This window comes from Streptomyces sp. NPDC026246, assembly GCF_055567995.1.
The window spans coordinates 400,049-414,634 of record NZ_JBVHPJ010000006.1; the positions used below are offsets into that span (position 1 = coordinate 400,049).

The window sequence follows — 14,586 nt, forward strand, 5'->3', positions numbered from 1 at the left end:
GCCCCTCCAGGTTAGCGGCCCGGGTACCGGCAGGCCGTGGTGTCGCGCAGGCCGGGGTTCCTCCGGCCTGCGCGCGGCGGTGGGGACGGCGCGGGTCAGCTGCTCGTCAGGATCTGCGGGGCCTGGATCTTGATCATGGTGTTGGTCCAGCGGATCTGCCGGAGCGTCTGCGGGTGGCAGTCGGTCGCCAGTGCCAGGAGCCGCTGGTCCCGGGCGGCCTGTGCCGCCTGCGCGAGCATCTCCCAGTGCAGGGAGTTCCGTGTGGCCGCCAGATGCAGGTCGCGCAGGTCGTGCAGGAGCAGCAGGCCGGTGTCGGTGCGCCGGCCGAGGGCCTCCGAGGCCTTCTCCCGGAGGGCGGCGAGCGTCCCGGGCGAGGGCGCGGCGCGCGGACCGGGAAGGTCGAGGCCGTGGTCGCGGCCGGCGTCGGCGAGGCGGCTGGTGTGCTCGTGCGACCAGCGGGCGACGTCGAGGGCTACGTGGTGGAACTCGTGGTCGCCGCGGTGGCGGGCGGCCGCGGTCAGCAGATCGTGCTCCAGGTCGCGTTCGCCGTCGTGCAGCAGGCGCAGGGTGGTGCCGATGCCGCTCATGAACCGCTCCCCGACGTCGTCCGGTGGGTGCTGGGCGTCGCGTGTGCCGGGTCCGTCCCCGACCCGCGGCGGGCGACTAGGGTGACGCGCGCGGCGCCGGTCTTGAACAAGGGCTGCTTGGAGACCGGGTCCCAGTCGGTGACGGTGGTCTCGTTGGCGGCACGGCCGGGGCCGTCGTCGGGCGGCCGGTGGCCGGCCGGGGTGTCCCAGTAGCCGTAGTGGAAGGGCAGGAACACCATGCCGTCGCGGATGGCGGTGGTGCGCAGCCGGGCCCGTACGGCGCCGCGCGGGGTGGTGACCTGTACCAGGTCGCCGTCGGCGAGGCCCTGGGTGGCGGCCTCCGTGGGTGAGATCTCCGCCCAGACGTCCGGTGCGGCGGCGTTCAGCTCGGGGGCGCGGGCGGTCTTGGTCCGGGTGTGGAAGTGGTAGACCGTGCGGCCGGTGATGAGCTGCAACGGGTAGTCGGCCGAGGTGTCCTCGTGCGGTGGCAGGTACTCCGCCGCCTTGAGCACCGCCTTGCCGTCCGGGTTGAGGGCCCGGTACTCCTCGGCCTCCACGGCCGCCCCGGTCACCAGGTCCTTGCCGTAGCTCTCGCACACGTCGGGCCGGGCGTGATCGAAGCCGTCGGTGTAGAGGCGGGCGGTGCCGTCGGGCGCCTCCTCGGTGCAGGGCCACTGGATGCCGCTGCCGCCGCGCAGCCGGTCGTAGCTCATGCCGCTGTAGTCGCAGGGGCGTCCGGCGCTGCAGCGCTGCCAGGCCCCGAACGCGGACTCCGGGTCGTGCCAGCCGATCAGGGGTCCGCCGTCCTTGTCGCGGAAGTCCATGCGGGCGGCGAAGTCCAGCAGGATGTCCAGGTCGGAGCGGGCCTCGCCGGGTGGTTCGACGGCCTTGTCGGACAGGTGCACGGTGCGGTCGGCGTTGGTGAAGGTGCCGGTCTTCTCGCCCCAGCCGGCCGCGGGCAGGACCACGTCGGCGAGCTGCGCGGTCTCGGTGAGGAACATGTCCTGCAGCACCACGAACAGGCGTTCCTGGGCGAGGATCGAGCGGATGCGGGACAGCTCGGGCAGGGACACGGCCGGGTTGGTGCCGCTGATCCACAGCATGCGGATCGAGCCCTGCTCGGCGTACCGGAAGATCTGCATGGCGTGGGTGGGAGGCCCGTAGTGCGGGATGGTCTGCGGCGTCACGTTCCACACCTCGGCCAGTTCCGCGACGTGCGCGTCGTTCTGCCAGTTGCGGAAGCCCGGCAGGTCGCCGTCGGCCCCGCACTCACGGGTGTTCTCCGCGCTGGGCTGCCCGTTCATCTGCAGCAGCCCGCAGCCGGGCCGGCCCAGCATGCCGCGCAGGAGATGCAGGTTGTTGACCTGGACGGCGGCGGCGGTGGCCTGGTGGGACTGATAGACGCCCTGCAGGACGGTGGACAGCAGCCGTTCGGCGCTGCCGAGGATCTCCGCGGCCCGCTCGATCTGCGCGGCCGGCACGTCGCAGATGCCCGCCGCCCACGCGGGCGTGCAGCGGTGGACCATGGCGGCCAGCTCGTCGAAGCCGACGGTGTGCGCCTCCAGGTAGTCCCGGTCGATCCGGTCCGTGCGGATGATCTCGTGCAGCAGCGCGTTGAGGAGTGCCACGTTGGTGCCCGCGCGGGGGGCCAGGTGGACGTCGGCGCGCCGGGCGACGGGGGTGTGGCGCGGGTCGACGCACACCAGCCGCGGCGGGTCGCCGCCCTCCAAGCGGTCCAGAAGCCGCATCCACAGCACCGTCTGCGTCTCGGCCATGTTGTGCCCGAACAGGGCGACGGTGTCGGCGTGGTCGAGGTCCTCGTAGCTGCCGGGCTGCCCGTCGCAGCCGAACGTCTCCTTGAGCGCCTCCGCCGCCGTCGCCGTGCACAGGCGGGTGTTCCCGTCGAGGTGGTTGGTGCCCAGGCCCGGCCGGGCGAGGACCGCGAGGGTGTAGTACTCCTCCAGGAACAGCTGCCCGCTGGTGTAGAAGCCGATCGAGCCGGGCCCCTGGTCGTCCAGCAGCTGCCGGGTGCGGCCGGCGACCCGGTTCATGGCGGTGTCCCAGTCGCACTCCACCAGTCGGCCGCCCTCGCGGACGAGCGGCCGGGTGAGCCGGTCCGGGGAGGCGTTGGCCTGCCAGCCGTACAGATCCTTGGGGCCCAGGCGTCCGCGGTTCACCCGGTCGACGGCCCGTCCCCGCACCCCCACCATGCGCCCGTCGCGCACCGTGATGTCCATGGCGTCACCGTTGGAGTGCAGCACGGAGGCGGTCTGTACCCAGCGCTGGACGTCCTGCTCGGCGACGCCGTCGCGCAGGTGCATGTCGATGCGTGCCGGCCAGGGGGCGCCGGCGTCGTAGGGGGTGCGCTCGCCCCAGGGGTCCGCGATGCGATCGACCGGGTGGTCCACGATCCCACCTTCCACAGAGGAACACTGCCGACGGCGGGTACCCGCCGGTGCACGCGCGACACAGAGTACGTGAAGCGTGACAAACCAGACGAACGACCCTGCCCGTCCTCATCATCTCGTCGTTCGATCGTGGGAGCTTCCCCGACGGGCTGGCACGCCCCAACTCCCCGTCCCTAGGATGTACTTCCTGTCCAGCCAGTCCGTTGGCACGGCACCCTGCAGGGGGAAAGACGATGCATTCCGAGAAGCAGTTGTCCACCGAGATCGACGCGAACGTGCCGACGGCAGCACGCATGTACGACTACTACCTGGGCGGCAAGGACAACTACGCGGCCGACCGCACCGCCTGTGAAGAGCTCGACAAGGTCGTACCGAGCACCCGCCGCCTCGCGCTGAACAACCGCCGCTTCCTCCAGCGGGTCGTGAAGACCCTCTCCGAGGAGTACGGCATCCGGCAGTTCCTGGACCACGGATCAGGCCTGCCGACCCAGGAGAACGTGCACCAGGTCGCCCAGCGCATCGACCCCACCACCCACGTGGTCTACGTCGACAACGACCCGATGGTGCTGGTGCACGGCCGGGCCCTGCTGGAGCAGGACGAGCGCACGGCCGTGATCCACGCGGACCTGCGCGAGACCGACCAGATCTTCGGACATGCCGACACCAAGCGGCTGATCGACTTCGACGAGCCGGTGTGCGTGCTGTTCAACTCGGTGTTCCACTGCATCCCGGACAGCGACACCGACGGTCCGATCGCGGTCGCCCGCCGCGTGAAGGAGCGTCTGGCACCCGGCAGCTTCATGGTGATGTGCCAGCTGGTCAGCGAGGACCCCGAGGTCCGGAAGTTCGTCACGGACTTCATGGACCAGGCCACCCACGGGAACTGGGGCCGGGTGCGCGAGCCGAAGGACGTCGAGGCCTACTTCGAAGGGCTGGAGATCCTGGAGCCGGGCCTGGTGGAGGTGTCCGACTGGCGCCCCGACACCGAGGTGGCGCCCCGTCAGCTCACCCACGAGTGGATCGAGTTCGGCGGCGTGGGCCGCCTGCCTCTGGGGGACTGAGCCGGCCGCACCGCCTCCGCCTGCCGACCGCCTCTCGGCGAGGACCACCTGGTCCTCGCCGAGAGGCGGTTTCGCGTCACGTGTAGCGCTGCTCCATCGTCCGGTGCAGCAGTTCCAGCGTGTCCCGGGGCTTGAGCGCCTCGTCCGCGAGACGGTCCAGCGCGATCCGGTACTCCTCCGTCTCGTCGCGGTCCTCGAGGAAGTTCGCGCTCTTGATGTGCTCCAGGTAGACCACGTCGGGCAGGTCGAGACCACCGAAGCGCAGGTACGTGACGGGGATGGCGGGTGCCGAGGCGTTGGTGACGCTCAGCGGCACGACCTGCAGCGTCACGTTGGGGCGCTCGGCCATCTCGACGAGGTGGGCGAGCTGATCGCGCATCACCTCGGTGGAGCCGAGGACGCGCAGCAGCACCGACTCGTCGATGATCGCCCAGAGTTGGGGCGCCTCGGGCCGCAGCAGCAGCCGCGTCCGGTGCCGGCGCAGCTCGACGCGCCTCTCCACCTCGCTCGCCGGGGCGTTCGGCAGACCGCGCTCGACCACGGCTTTGGTGTAGTCGGGCGTCTGCAGCAGGCCGGGCACGTACTGGATCTCGAAGGTACGGATGGTGGCGGCGGCCTCCTGCAGCCCGACCAGGCGGTCGAACCACTCGGGCATCAGCCGCTTGTCGTAGCGCTGCCACCAGCCGGGCTCGCCTGCGCGCTGCAGCAGTTTGAGCAGCACGGAGGCCTCGTAGTCCTCGGTGCCGTACAACCGCAGCAGCGCACGGACGTCGTTCTCCGTCGGAGGGCGGCGGCCCTTGCCCGACTCGATACGGGACAGCTTCGCGGCACTGAAGCCGACTTCTCGCGCCGCCTGGTCCTGGGCCAACCCGGCATCCTCACGGAAGCCTGCGAGCTGCACACCGACCAGCATCTTGAGCAGAGTCGGCGCCGGCTCGGGCCTGTCCAGGTAGGGTTCCAGACGGGAGATGCGATGCGACGCGGCGGACATCCTGACTCCCAGCGAGACCGGCACAAGGGCGATTTACACTATCGCACTTCACCCGGCCTTCACGCATCCGCCCGCAACAGCCGTTCGGAAATGATGTGTTGAGCTCCGCTTCAGCGCAGGGGCCCGCGCCGGAAGAGAGCCTCACACGAGGTGGTCGAACTCGCCGTCCTTCGCCCCGGCCAGGAAGGCCGCCACCTCCGCCGCCGTGTAGACGAGCGCGGGCCCGTCGGGGTCACGGGAGTTGCGGACCGCGATGCCCCCACCCAGGAGGGGGGCCACTTCGACGCAGTTGCCCTCGGCGTTGCTGTGCCGGCTCTTGATCCAGCAGGCCTCCAACGAGCTCGCCTGCACTCCGTTCTTGACTGGTGGCACCGCAGTCTCCTTGCTGTTCTCGTTCCCCGCCGCACACGGTGTGCCCGGCCGTCGCACCGAGCCGGGCCTCGTCCCGTCGGCCGGGCCCGTCTCGACTTCACGCCTCGGCTTGCGTACCCATCTCGGCTTGTTTTTCACGCAATTTCTCGTGCAATTGCACGCGGGCGCCTTCAGCGTGGATAATAGCTGCGGCGTCAACCCCCGTGCTGACGCCCCGTCCTGACGTCGCATCGGGGAGATGCCGTGCCATCACCTGCGCAGCACGTACTCCGGCAGCCCGGCGAGGCTGCGGCGCGTACCGGGGCACCCGGACCGCGCCACTGCTCGCCGCCGGGCCAGGGGACGACGACGCCGTACGGGGCACCGCCCTCGGTGCCGGGGACTCCCCCGCAGTACGCGGGCCCCCTGGCCGCCTCGGCCTCGCTCCCCGTGGAGTGCAGCCGCGAGGGTTTCGCCCGGGCCCGGACCTTCACCAGGGACACGTTGCACACCTGGTCGCTGGACCACTGCTGCGACGACACCACGCTGATCGTCACCGAACTCGCCGCCAACGCCGCGACGCACGCGGCGCCGGCGCCCTCGCGTCAGGGGGCCGCCGCAGAGATCCGGCTCGGCTTCGTCCTGGAACCGGCGCACCTCCTGGTCACCGTCTCCGACGGCGACGACCGCCCGCCGCTGTGTGCGCCGGCCGGCGTCGCGCTGGAGGAGAGCGGCCGGGGGCTGTGCATCGTCGAGGCCCTGTCGGAGGCGTGGGGCTGGGTCCCCACTCCCCCCGCGGGCAAGACGGTCTGGGCCAAGCTGCCGACGCGTTCCGCCGCGGCCCTGCCTCCCCCCTCCTGTCCGCCCACGATCCGACCGCCCATCTGACCCGACTGCCGCGGAAAGGCCCCTCGCCATGCGCAGCGCTTCGACGGAACACCCGAGCAGCGAGCGCCCCCAGCGCCCCGACGCCCCGACCGGGGTGGCCCGCACCACGCCTCTCACGGCACTGGACCGTGTGCCGTGGGGCGACATCCAGGACTCCACCGGCTCGGCCGCGGCCATTCCCGTGCTGCTCAAAGGCATCGCCTGGGGTGATGCCGAGACGGCCCGGTCCGCCTTCGAGGACCTGAGGAAACGCATCTGCCAGTTCGGCTTCGTCGTGGAGCAGGCGACGGCGGCGACGGTCCCCTTCCTGTGGGAGCTCGCGAAGTCACCCCAGGTGACCGTCCGCGCCCAGATCATCCAGCTCCTCAAGGCCATCGCCGACGCCCGGCAGTGGGAGAGCACCGCCGCCGTGTACCCGAAGCTGCTGAACCACCGCGAGAATCCCGTGGTGTGGGAGCGCGCGGCACGCCAGGCGGTGCGGGCCCGGCGCGAGGAGCTCGGGCGGCTGATGTCCGACGAGGACGGCGAGATCGCCCGGGCGACGACGGAACTGGCCCGGTCGCTGGGCGCCTGAGACCGTCGTACGGTGCGCGGGGACGGCCCCGCGCAAGAGAAGTGATGAAACGGTGAGGCCCCCGGCCGCCACGGGTGGTGCCCCTCGCCTCGCGGAGCCGCGCAGTGTAGACATGGCACATGGTCCGACTCTTGGGTCGATCCGGGACCCGGTCGCCCCTGCCGCCCGGCGCTGCGCCGTCCGCGGGGCAGCGGCCTAAGGCGGCGCGACGGCAGCCGGTGACGGGGCTGCGATCGGTGCTGGGCGGGCGCAGCGTGGCCGGCCAGGTGTTCCTCCTCGTCGTGGTGATCGTGCTGCTGCTGGTCGTGGCGGCCGTCGTGGCGCTCGTGCTGCAGGTCCGGCACGACACGACACAGGAGGCCCGCAACCGGTCGCTCGCCGTCGCCGAGACGTTCGCCAACGCGCCGGGCACCGCCGAGGCGCTGAAGGGCCCCGACCCCACCGTCGTCCTCCAGCCGCGCGCCGAAGCGGCCCGGGAACGGTCGAAGGTCGACTTCGTCGTCGTGATGAACACCGAGGGCATCCGCTACACCCACCCCAAACCGGACCGCATCGGCAGGAAGTTCGTCGGGACCCTGGCACCGGCGCTGGCGGGCAGGACGGTGACCGAGGAGATCGACGGCACCCTCGGACCGCTGGTGCAGGCGGTCGTGCCGGTCACGGACCCCTCCGACGGCAAGGTCATCGGCCTGGTCTCGGCGGGCATCACGACCAAGAACGTCGGAGGCACGGCCGATCGCCAGCTGCCGCTGGTGCTGGCCGCCGCCGCGATCGCGCTCGCGCTGGCGACGGCCGGGGCCGCCCTGGTGAGCCGCCGGCTGCTGCGCCAGACCCACGGGCTCGGGCCGCACGAGATGACCCGGATGTACGAACACCACGACGCCGTCCTGCACGCCGTCCGCGAGGGCGTGCTCATCGTCGACGACGAGGGCACCCTGGTGCTGGCCAACGACGAGGCGCACCGCCTGCTGGGGCTGCCCGCCGACGCCGAGGGCCGGCACGTGCTCGGCCTGGGACTCGATCCCGGCACCGCCGACCTGCTGGCGTCGGGGCGCGTCGCCACCGACGAGGTGCATCTGGTCGGGGACCGGCTGCTGGCCGTCAACCAGCGGACCACCGACCGCGCGGGCGTCCCGCCCGGCAGCGTCGCCACCCTGCGCGACTCCACGGAACTGCGCGCCCTGTCCGGGCGGGCCGAGACCGCGCGGGAACGCCTGAACATGCTGTACGACGCCGGGGTCGCCATCGGGACCAGCCTGGACGTGACCCGCACGGCCGAGGAGCTGGCGGAGCTGGCCGTGCCGAGGTTCGCCGACTTCGTCACCGTCGACCTGTTCGACGCCGTCCTGGGCGGCGGGCAGCCGAACGCGGTGGCCGCCCTCAGCCGCACGGCGCTCAGCGGCGTCCGCAAGGACGCACCTCTCTACCCCGTGGGTGAGCGGATCCGGTTCGTCGGCACCGCCCCGCAGGGCCGCAGCCTCGCGACCGGCAGGCCCGTCCTGGAGCCCCGGCTGGGTGAGGCCCCCGGGTGGCAGGCGCAGGACCTGGAGCGTTCGGCGCAGATCGTGCGGTACGGCATCCACTCCCTGATCACGGTGCCGCTGCGCGCGGGCGCGCTGGTGCTGGGCGTGGTGAGTTTCTGGCGGTACGAGAAGCCGGAGCCCTTCGACGAGGACGAGCTGGCGCTGGCGGAGGAACTGGTCGCGCGGGCCGCCGTGTCCATCGACAACGCCCGCCGCTACACGCGCGAGCACAGCATGGCGGTGACGCTGCAGCGCAGTCTGCTGCCGAGGAACCTGCCCGAGCAGGGCGCCCTGGAGGTCGCCTACCGCTACCTCCCGGCCCAGGCCGGGGTGGGCGGTGACTGGTTCGACGTCCTGCCGCTGTCGGGGGCCCGGGTCGCGCTCGTGGTGGGGGACGTCGTCGGGCACGGGCTGCACGCGGCGGCCACCATGGGCCGGCTGCGCACCGCCGTGCACAACTTCTCCGCCCTCGATCTGCCGCCCGAGGAACTCGTCGCCCTGCTGGACGAGTTGGTGGGCCGGATCGACCAGGACGAGACGGAGGAGGAGGGCAGCGCCCCGGTCACGGGCGCCACCTGCCTGTACGCGGTGTACGACCCCGTGTCGCGGCGCTGCACCGTGGCCCGGGCCGGGCATCCGCCGCCCGCCCTGATCCACCCGGACGGCCGGGTCGAGTTCCCCGAGGTGCCGGCCGGTCCCCCGCTCGGGCTGGGCGGGCTGCCGTTCGAGACGGCGGAGCTGGAGCTCGCCGAGGGCAGCCGGCTCGTCCTGTACACGGACGGGCTGGTCGAGGACCGGGAGCGGGACATCGACGTCGGTCTGGAGATGCTGCGCGAGGCGCTGGGCCGGGCCGGGCAGTCCCCCGAGGACACCTGCCGGACCGTACTGGACTCGAAGCTCACGGCCCGTTCCAGCGACGACATCGCTCTGATCGTGGCCCGCACCCGTGCGCTGGCGGGCGACCAGGTCGCCGAGTGGCCGGTGCCCGCCGACCCGGCGGCCGTGGGCGAGGTGCGCGCGGCGGTCACCCGGCAGTTGACCGCCTGGGGTCTGGACGAGCTGGCGTTCAGCACCGAGCTGATCCTCAGCGAACTGGTCACCAACGCCATCCGCTACGGGGGCGGGCCGATCCGCGTGCGGATGCTGCGCGACCGCAATCTCATCTGCGAGGTGTTCGACAACAGCAGCACGTCACCGCACCTGCGGTACGCGACCATGACCGACGAGGGCGGCCGGGGCCTGTTCCTGGTGGCCCAGCTCGCCGAGCGCTGGGGGACGCGGTATCTGCCCGCCGGGAAGGTCATCTGGGCCGAGCAGCCTCTCCCATAAGCGACAGCGTGGGGATGGCATAAGATCGGCTTATGAGCTCATAGACCGGACCCGCATACCGACTTAGGCATGCCTTAGTTTAGGCTTCCCGGTGAGATCGCTTGTCGCCGCTCGAAGGGAACCTGACCATGCCCCGCCCCCTGCGGGTCGCCATCGTCGGATCCGGCCCCGCCGGGATCTACGCCGCCGACGCCCTGCTCAAGTCCGAGGTGGCCACCGAACCCGGCGTGTCCATCGACATCTTCGAGCGCATGCCGGCGCCGTTCGGTCTGATCCGGTACGGCGTCGCCCCCGACCACCCGCGGATCAAGGGCATCATCACCGCCCTCCACCAAGTGCTCGACAAGCCCCAGATCCGGCTGTTCGGCAACGTCGACTACGGCACCGACATCGGCCTGGACGACCTGCGGGCGTTCTACGACGGCGTGATCTTCGCCACCGGCGCCATGGCCGACCGGGCGATGTCCGTCCCCGGCATCGACCTCGACGGCTCCTACGGGGCAGCCGACTTCGTGTCCTGGTACGACGGCCACCCGGACGTGCCGCGCACCTGGCCGCTGGAGGCGGAGAAGGTCGCCGTGCTCGGCGTCGGCAACGTCGCGCTCGACGTCGCCCGCGTCCTCGCGAAGACGGCGGACGAGCTGCTGCCGACGGAGATCCCGCAGAACGTGTACGAGGGCCTGAAGGCCAACCGGGCCAAGGAGATCCACGTGTTCGGCCGCCGGGGCCCGGCGCAGGCCAAGTTCAGCCCGATGGAGCTGCGCGAGCTGGACCACTCGCCGAACATCGAGGTCATCGTCGACCCCGAGGACATCGACTACGACGAGGGCTCGATCGCCACCCGGCGCGGCAACAAGCAGGCCGACATGGTCGCCAAGACCCTGGAGAACTGGGCGATCCGCGACGCGGGCGACCGCCCGCACAAGCTCTTCCTGCACTTCTTCGAGTCCCCGGTGGAGATCCTCGGCGAGGACGGCCGGGTCGTCGGCCTGCGCACCGAGCGCACCGAGCTGGACGGCACCGGCAACGTCAGGGGCACGGGCACGTTCAAGACCTGGGACGTCGGCGCGGTCTACCGCGCGGTCGGCTACCTCTCGGACAAGCTCCCGAAGCTGCCCTGGGACCTCGACTCGGGCACCGTCCCGGACCGGGGCGGCCGGGTCGTGCAGGAGTCCGGCGAGCACCTGCAGTCGACGTACGTGACCGGCTGGATCCGGCGCGGCCCGGTGGGCCTGATCGGGCACACCAAGGGCGACGCGAACGAGACGGTCGCGAATCTGCTGGACGACTTCGCGAACGACCGGCTGCACACGCCCGCTTCCCCCGGCCCGGAGGCCGTGGACGCCTTCCTCGCCGAGCGGAACATCCGCTTCACCACCTGGGAGGGCTGGTACCGGCTCGACGCCGCGGAGAAGGCGCTGGGCGAGCCCGAGGGGCGCGAGCGCGTGAAGATCGTCGAGCGTGAGGACATGCTCCGCGCCAGCGGCGCCTGATCTCTCCCACACCCGCGGGGCGGGTCCGGTGGCAATGTCACCGGACCCGCCCTTTCGCGTACTTGAACCGTGTACGATCCGGTTGCTTCACCGAAACGACACATCGCCTTCACTCGAAGGCCATGCAGGGGGGACGAACGTCCATGCGCATACGCCTTGTCGCCACCACGGCCGTCGCGGCCGGAACCCTCGCCGCCCTGGCGGCGGCCCCGGCCCAGGCCGCCGAGTACTCCTCGGCGCTGAAGATCCGCGGGATCCAGTACGACGCCCCCGGGAGCGACTCCAACCGCTGCTCCGGAGGGAACACCGAGGACGAGTACCTGACCATCAAGAACTACTCCCGGTCCGCGACGGTCAACCTCAAGGGCTACGTCGTGAAGGACGCCACGGGGAACCGGTTCACCTTCACCGCGAGCCACACCCTCCAGCCGGGCGACTACGTGAAGCTGCGCGGCGGCCACGGCACCGACTCGGACAGCAACAACGTCGTGTACCGCGACAACTGCAACTTCATGTGGAACAACGACAAGGACACGATCTACGTGTACAAGCCGTCCGGCAGCCGTGCCGACGTGCACTCGTACACCAAGCGCGGCTCGGACGCGGACGGCAACGGGTACATCGCGTACCACAACTGAGCCCCTCGGCTCCCCGGTGAACGGTCGCTGCTCCGGCGCCCGTTGGCACGCGGCCGGTCGGCTGACGGAGGCCCTGCCGCTCGGGTGGCGCGACCGCACGTCCCTGCTGACGCCACGTCTGGCGGTGCCCGACCTGGCCTCGCGGGGACTGCCGCGGCCCCGTACGGGCCTCCACAGCCGCACGGCGAAAGCGCACGCTGCGGCGCGTGCCGGGGCCCTCCGCGACGTGTCCGTGGCGGAGGGCTCCCGTACGGTGGTGCCGGTTCAGATCTCCAGATCGGCCTCGATGCGGCGCAGTTGGTGACGGGCCATCGCGAGGTTGGCGCGGCTGCCGTCCAGCACGAGGTACAGGAACAGGCCGCTGCCGCCGCGCCCCTTGAGCAGGCGGATCAGGTGGTACTGGGTGTTCAGTGTGATGAGGATGTCCTCGATCTCCTCCTTGAGGCCGAGGTGCTCCATGGTCCGCAGCTTGGCCCGTACGACGTCGGTGTTGCCCGCGGCCGCGATCTCCAGGTCGAAGTCCTTGGTGCCGCCGAGGGTGCCCAGGGCCATGCCGCTGGTGTAGTCGACGAGGGCCGCCGCCTTCGCACCGTCGATGGAGCTCAGGCATTCCTTCAGCGCGGTCTCCGTGTTGGCCATGCGCTCGTTCCTTTCCTTCGGTCTTGTCTTGCGGATCGGTCGGGAGGTTCGGAGGGCTCAGGTGCCGGTGTGGGGGCGCGGCTGGTGGGGCGGCCGCTGCGGGGTGCGCACCGGGAGGGTGCCGATCGGCCGGGCCACGGGCGGGAGCGGGGGTGCCAGGTGTTCCCCGAGCACCGAGCCGGACGGGGCGCCGGGTGTCTGCGCGGGACGGTCGGCGTGCCGGCCGGTGCCGGGGCCGACGCGGGTGGTCACCAGGTCGGCGATCCGGGCCCCGCTGCGGCGGCCTTCCAGATGGAGGCGGCCGACGTTGACGCGGTCCTCGGCGAGCAGGGTGAGGACCGCCGTGGTCCCGGCCGCGTAGGTGGCGACGTAACCGCGGGAGCCGCGCACCAGCAGCTCCCGGAAGTCGCCGCGGGCCGCCGCGTCGGTCATGCGGTGGGCCACGCCGAGGGCGGCTGCGGTGAGCGCGGCGAGGCCCTCCGGCTCGGTGTCCGGCACGTCGTGGGCGAGGACGAGTCCGTCGACGGTTGCGGCGAGGGAGCCGGTCAGCCGGGGGATGCGGGTGCGGAGCCGACGCAGTTCGTCCAGGACGTCGGTCTCGACGGCCATGAGCTGTCTCCTTTCGGCACGCTGTCGTCGCGCGCGGATCACAGGGCCTCCAGGGCGTGCAGGAGCCGTCGCAGCAGCGCGGTGTCGGGCTCGTCCGGCACCACGGTGAGGGGGGCGCTGACCGGCGCGGTGGACGCGGGGGCGGGAGCGGGGGCTGTGGGGGGCGGCACGCGGGGGACGGGGTCCGCGGGCGGCGGGAATGCGGGGGCCGCGGTGGGGTCCGCGTGCGCCGGAGGTGCGGGCGCCGGAGCCGCGGGGGGCGCGGCGGCGGGCACGGGGGCCGCGGCCGCCGGGACGACCAGGCCGGCGGCGGCGAGCCGGCGCAGTTCGACGAGGGTGTGGAAGGTGCGGCAGGCGAGGGCGGTGGCGATCTGCGCGGCGGTGCGCACGCCGTCGACCTGCGCGAGTATGCGGCCGCGCCGGGCCGGCAGGTCCGCCGCGTCCCCCGGCACCCGGGTGAGCGGGTCACGGTCGATGGCGGGCTCCGGCCAGATGCGCTGCAGCAGCTCGCGGCGGCGCGCGGACTCGCGCAGCACGGTGTCGACCGGGACGGGCCGCACGGAGCCGAGCCAGTGGGCGACGCCGGGCCGGAAGCGCAGGGCCGGACCGTCATGGGTGAGGACGAAGTACGCGGCGTCGAAGAGGGCGCCGAGGTGGCACAACTCCAGTGCTCCGGCGGCGAGTCGGCCGCTGTCGACGAGTTGCCGGCCGACCCGGCAGCCGCGGCCGGCCCGGTCGATCGCCTCCCACCAGCCGTCCGCGTCGAGGGCGCCGCTGTGGGTGAGCAGGTCGCCGAGGTCGGGTGTGACGGCGGACTCCACGTGGACGACGTGTCCGTCCGCCAGGTAGAAGATCCCGGACTCGGTGGACAGGGCCCCGCTCGCGCCCTGCTCGGCGAGGCCCGCGAGCCGTGCCGAGGCCGGTTCGTCGGTGCGCGAGGTCAGCAGCGGCATGATCATGCGAGCACCAGTCTGTCCGCCAGCTCGGCCAGCCGGATCCGGGCCAGGGCCAGGTTGCCGTCGGCCCGGTCGAGCCACAGGTGCACGAAGACAGTGCTCTCGAAGGGCGTGGTGACGAACCGGATGAGGTGGTACGCGTGGGTGTTCGTCACGATGAGGTCCTGTACGGGTGGCTCCTTGTCCGTGCCGGCGTCCGGGTCGCCCCCGGCCAGGGCGCCGCTCTCGGTGGCGAGCCGGGCCAGTTCGGCGGTCTCCGCCGCCGTCGCCTCCGCGTCGCCGCCGGGTGCGTCCCCCACGGCGCCCAGCGCCAGACCACTGATCCAGTCGACCACCGACGCCCCCCGGGCACCGGGCAGACGCATGGCTTCCAGCAGACTCTCGTCGATTCCGGGCACGCCGGATCCCCTCCCCCTGCACGGCCGTTCCCGCGAACGTGAGCACGACACTACGCACGGTGCTCGGGGACGCGGGAACGCTTTGGCATTTTCCAAGGGAATGTGCAGCGAACCGGACCGGGGTGGGCTGGCTCGATCCTG

At 72.1% G+C, this 14,586-nt stretch carries 14 protein-coding genes; 6 read left to right on the forward strand and 8 right to left on the reverse strand.

Annotated features, from left to right (window positions below; all coding sequences use genetic code 11):
- Nucleotides 1-95 precede the first annotated feature (95 nt).
- Together ACZ4M5_RS18225 and ACZ4M5_RS18230 are read right to left on the reverse strand one after the other, a co-directional pair.
- Nucleotides 96-587 (reverse strand): hypothetical protein, encoded by a 492-nt coding sequence (locus ACZ4M5_RS18225; protein ID WP_467737918.1) that lies wholly within the window; start codon nucleotides 585-587, stop codon nucleotides 96-98.
- Nucleotides 584-2,995 carry a molybdopterin oxidoreductase family protein gene (locus ACZ4M5_RS18230; RefSeq protein WP_467737920.1) on the reverse strand — a complete coding sequence of 804 codons (2,412 nt, stop codon included), beginning with the start codon at nucleotides 2,993-2,995 and terminating at the stop codon, nucleotides 584-586. The genes ACZ4M5_RS18225 and ACZ4M5_RS18230 overlap by 4 nt, the downstream gene beginning before the upstream one ends.
- A gap of 233 nt (nucleotides 2,996-3,228) precedes the next feature.
- Between ACZ4M5_RS18230 and ACZ4M5_RS18235 the strand changes: the two genes are divergently transcribed.
- Entirely contained in the window at nucleotides 3,229-4,056 is an 828-nt protein-coding gene (locus ACZ4M5_RS18235) for an SAM-dependent methyltransferase (RefSeq protein ID WP_467737922.1), read from the forward strand.
- Between the two features lie 76 nt (nucleotides 4,057-4,132).
- On the opposite strand, the gene ACZ4M5_RS18240 is transcribed toward ACZ4M5_RS18235, so the two are convergent.
- Both ACZ4M5_RS18240 and ACZ4M5_RS18245 read right to left on the reverse strand, forming a co-directional pair.
- Nucleotides 4,133-5,047 carry a helix-turn-helix domain-containing protein gene (locus ACZ4M5_RS18240; protein ID WP_467737924.1) on the reverse strand — a complete coding sequence of 305 codons (915 nt, stop codon included), beginning with the start codon at nucleotides 5,045-5,047 and terminating at the stop codon, nucleotides 4,133-4,135.
- A 141-nt stretch (nucleotides 5,048-5,188) separates the two neighbouring features.
- Entirely contained in the window at nucleotides 5,189-5,419 is a 231-nt protein-coding gene (locus ACZ4M5_RS18245; RefSeq protein WP_467737926.1) for a DUF397 domain-containing protein, read from the reverse strand.
- Nucleotides 5,420-5,791: 372 nt separating this feature from the next.
- Here ACZ4M5_RS18245 and ACZ4M5_RS18250 point away from each other — a divergent pair, with 372 nt between their 5' ends.
- The 5 genes from ACZ4M5_RS18250 to ACZ4M5_RS18270 all read left to right on the forward strand — a co-directional run bounded on the left by ACZ4M5_RS18250 (nucleotide 5,792) and on the right by ACZ4M5_RS18270 (nucleotide 11,843).
- Nucleotides 5,792-6,286: an ATP-binding protein gene (locus ACZ4M5_RS18250; RefSeq protein WP_467737928.1), complete on the forward strand. Its 495-nt coding sequence runs from the start codon at nucleotides 5,792-5,794 to the stop codon at nucleotides 6,284-6,286.
- A 28-nt stretch (nucleotides 6,287-6,314) separates the two neighbouring features.
- Nucleotides 6,315-6,860: a hypothetical protein gene (locus ACZ4M5_RS18255; RefSeq protein WP_467737930.1), complete on the forward strand. Its 546-nt coding sequence runs from the start codon at nucleotides 6,315-6,317 to the stop codon at nucleotides 6,858-6,860.
- A gap of 119 nt (nucleotides 6,861-6,979) precedes the next feature.
- Complete coding sequence (locus tag ACZ4M5_RS18260; protein WP_467737932.1) at nucleotides 6,980-9,712, forward strand: SpoIIE family protein phosphatase; 2,733 nt, start codon at nucleotides 6,980-6,982, stop codon at nucleotides 9,710-9,712.
- Between the two features lie 128 nt (nucleotides 9,713-9,840).
- On the forward strand, nucleotides 9,841-11,205 hold the full coding sequence (locus ACZ4M5_RS18265) for an FAD-dependent oxidoreductase (RefSeq protein WP_467737934.1): 1,365 nt from the start codon (nucleotides 9,841-9,843) through the stop codon (nucleotides 11,203-11,205).
- A 143-nt stretch (nucleotides 11,206-11,348) separates the two neighbouring features.
- Nucleotides 11,349-11,843 (forward strand): lamin tail domain-containing protein, encoded by a 495-nt coding sequence (locus tag ACZ4M5_RS18270; protein ID WP_467737936.1) that lies wholly within the window; start codon nucleotides 11,349-11,351, stop codon nucleotides 11,841-11,843.
- A gap of 264 nt (nucleotides 11,844-12,107) precedes the next feature.
- Here the strand turns inward: ACZ4M5_RS18270 and ACZ4M5_RS18275 are convergent, their stop codons facing one another.
- Genes ACZ4M5_RS18275 through ACZ4M5_RS18290 form a run of 4 tightly spaced genes read right to left on the reverse strand, consistent with a single transcriptional unit; the run spans nucleotide 12,108 to nucleotide 14,445 of the window.
- Nucleotides 12,108-12,482 (reverse strand): roadblock/LC7 domain-containing protein, encoded by a 375-nt coding sequence (locus ACZ4M5_RS18275; RefSeq protein WP_467737938.1) that lies wholly within the window; start codon nucleotides 12,480-12,482, stop codon nucleotides 12,108-12,110.
- A gap of 57 nt (nucleotides 12,483-12,539) precedes the next feature.
- The gene (locus tag ACZ4M5_RS18280; protein WP_467737940.1) at nucleotides 12,540-13,091 is read right to left on the reverse strand and encodes a roadblock/LC7 domain-containing protein; all 552 of its coding nucleotides are present in this window, start codon (nucleotides 13,089-13,091) and stop codon (nucleotides 12,540-12,542) included.
- A gap of 38 nt (nucleotides 13,092-13,129) precedes the next feature.
- Complete coding sequence (locus tag ACZ4M5_RS18285; protein ID WP_467737942.1) at nucleotides 13,130-14,050, reverse strand: hypothetical protein; 921 nt, start codon at nucleotides 14,048-14,050, stop codon at nucleotides 13,130-13,132.
- The gene (locus tag ACZ4M5_RS18290) at nucleotides 14,047-14,445 is read right to left on the reverse strand and encodes a hypothetical protein (RefSeq protein ID WP_467737944.1); all 399 of its coding nucleotides are present in this window, start codon (nucleotides 14,443-14,445) and stop codon (nucleotides 14,047-14,049) included. Before ACZ4M5_RS18290 ends, ACZ4M5_RS18285 begins: the two co-directional genes overlap by 4 nt.
- Between the last annotated feature and the right edge of the window lie 141 nt (nucleotides 14,446-14,586).

Coding starts and splice junctions, on each gene's coding strand:
- ACZ4M5_RS18270 (WP_467737936.1), top strand. CDS start 11,349: ATGCGCATACGCCTTGTCGCCACCACGGCCGTCGCGGCCGGAACCCTC.
- ACZ4M5_RS18280 (WP_467737940.1), bottom strand. CDS start 13,091: ATGGCCGTCGAGACCGACGTCCTGGACGAACTGCGTCGGCTCCGCACC.
- ACZ4M5_RS18275 (WP_467737938.1), bottom strand. CDS start 12,482: ATGGCCAACACGGAGACCGCGCTGAAGGAATGCCTGAGCTCCATCGAC.
- ACZ4M5_RS18285 (WP_467737942.1), bottom strand. CDS start 14,050: ATGATCATGCCGCTGCTGACCTCGCGCACCGACGAACCGGCCTCGGCA.
- ACZ4M5_RS18255 (WP_467737930.1), top strand. CDS start 6,315: ATGCGCAGCGCTTCGACGGAACACCCGAGCAGCGAGCGCCCCCAGCGC.
- ACZ4M5_RS18225 (WP_467737918.1), bottom strand. CDS start 587: ATGAGCGGCATCGGCACCACCCTGCGCCTGCTGCACGACGGCGAACGC.
- ACZ4M5_RS18235 (WP_467737922.1), top strand. CDS start 3,229: ATGCATTCCGAGAAGCAGTTGTCCACCGAGATCGACGCGAACGTGCCG.
- ACZ4M5_RS18260 (WP_467737932.1), top strand. CDS start 6,980: ATGGTCCGACTCTTGGGTCGATCCGGGACCCGGTCGCCCCTGCCGCCC.
- ACZ4M5_RS18265 (WP_467737934.1), top strand. CDS start 9,841: ATGCCCCGCCCCCTGCGGGTCGCCATCGTCGGATCCGGCCCCGCCGGG.
- ACZ4M5_RS18240 (WP_467737924.1), bottom strand. CDS start 5,047: ATGTCCGCCGCGTCGCATCGCATCTCCCGTCTGGAACCCTACCTGGAC.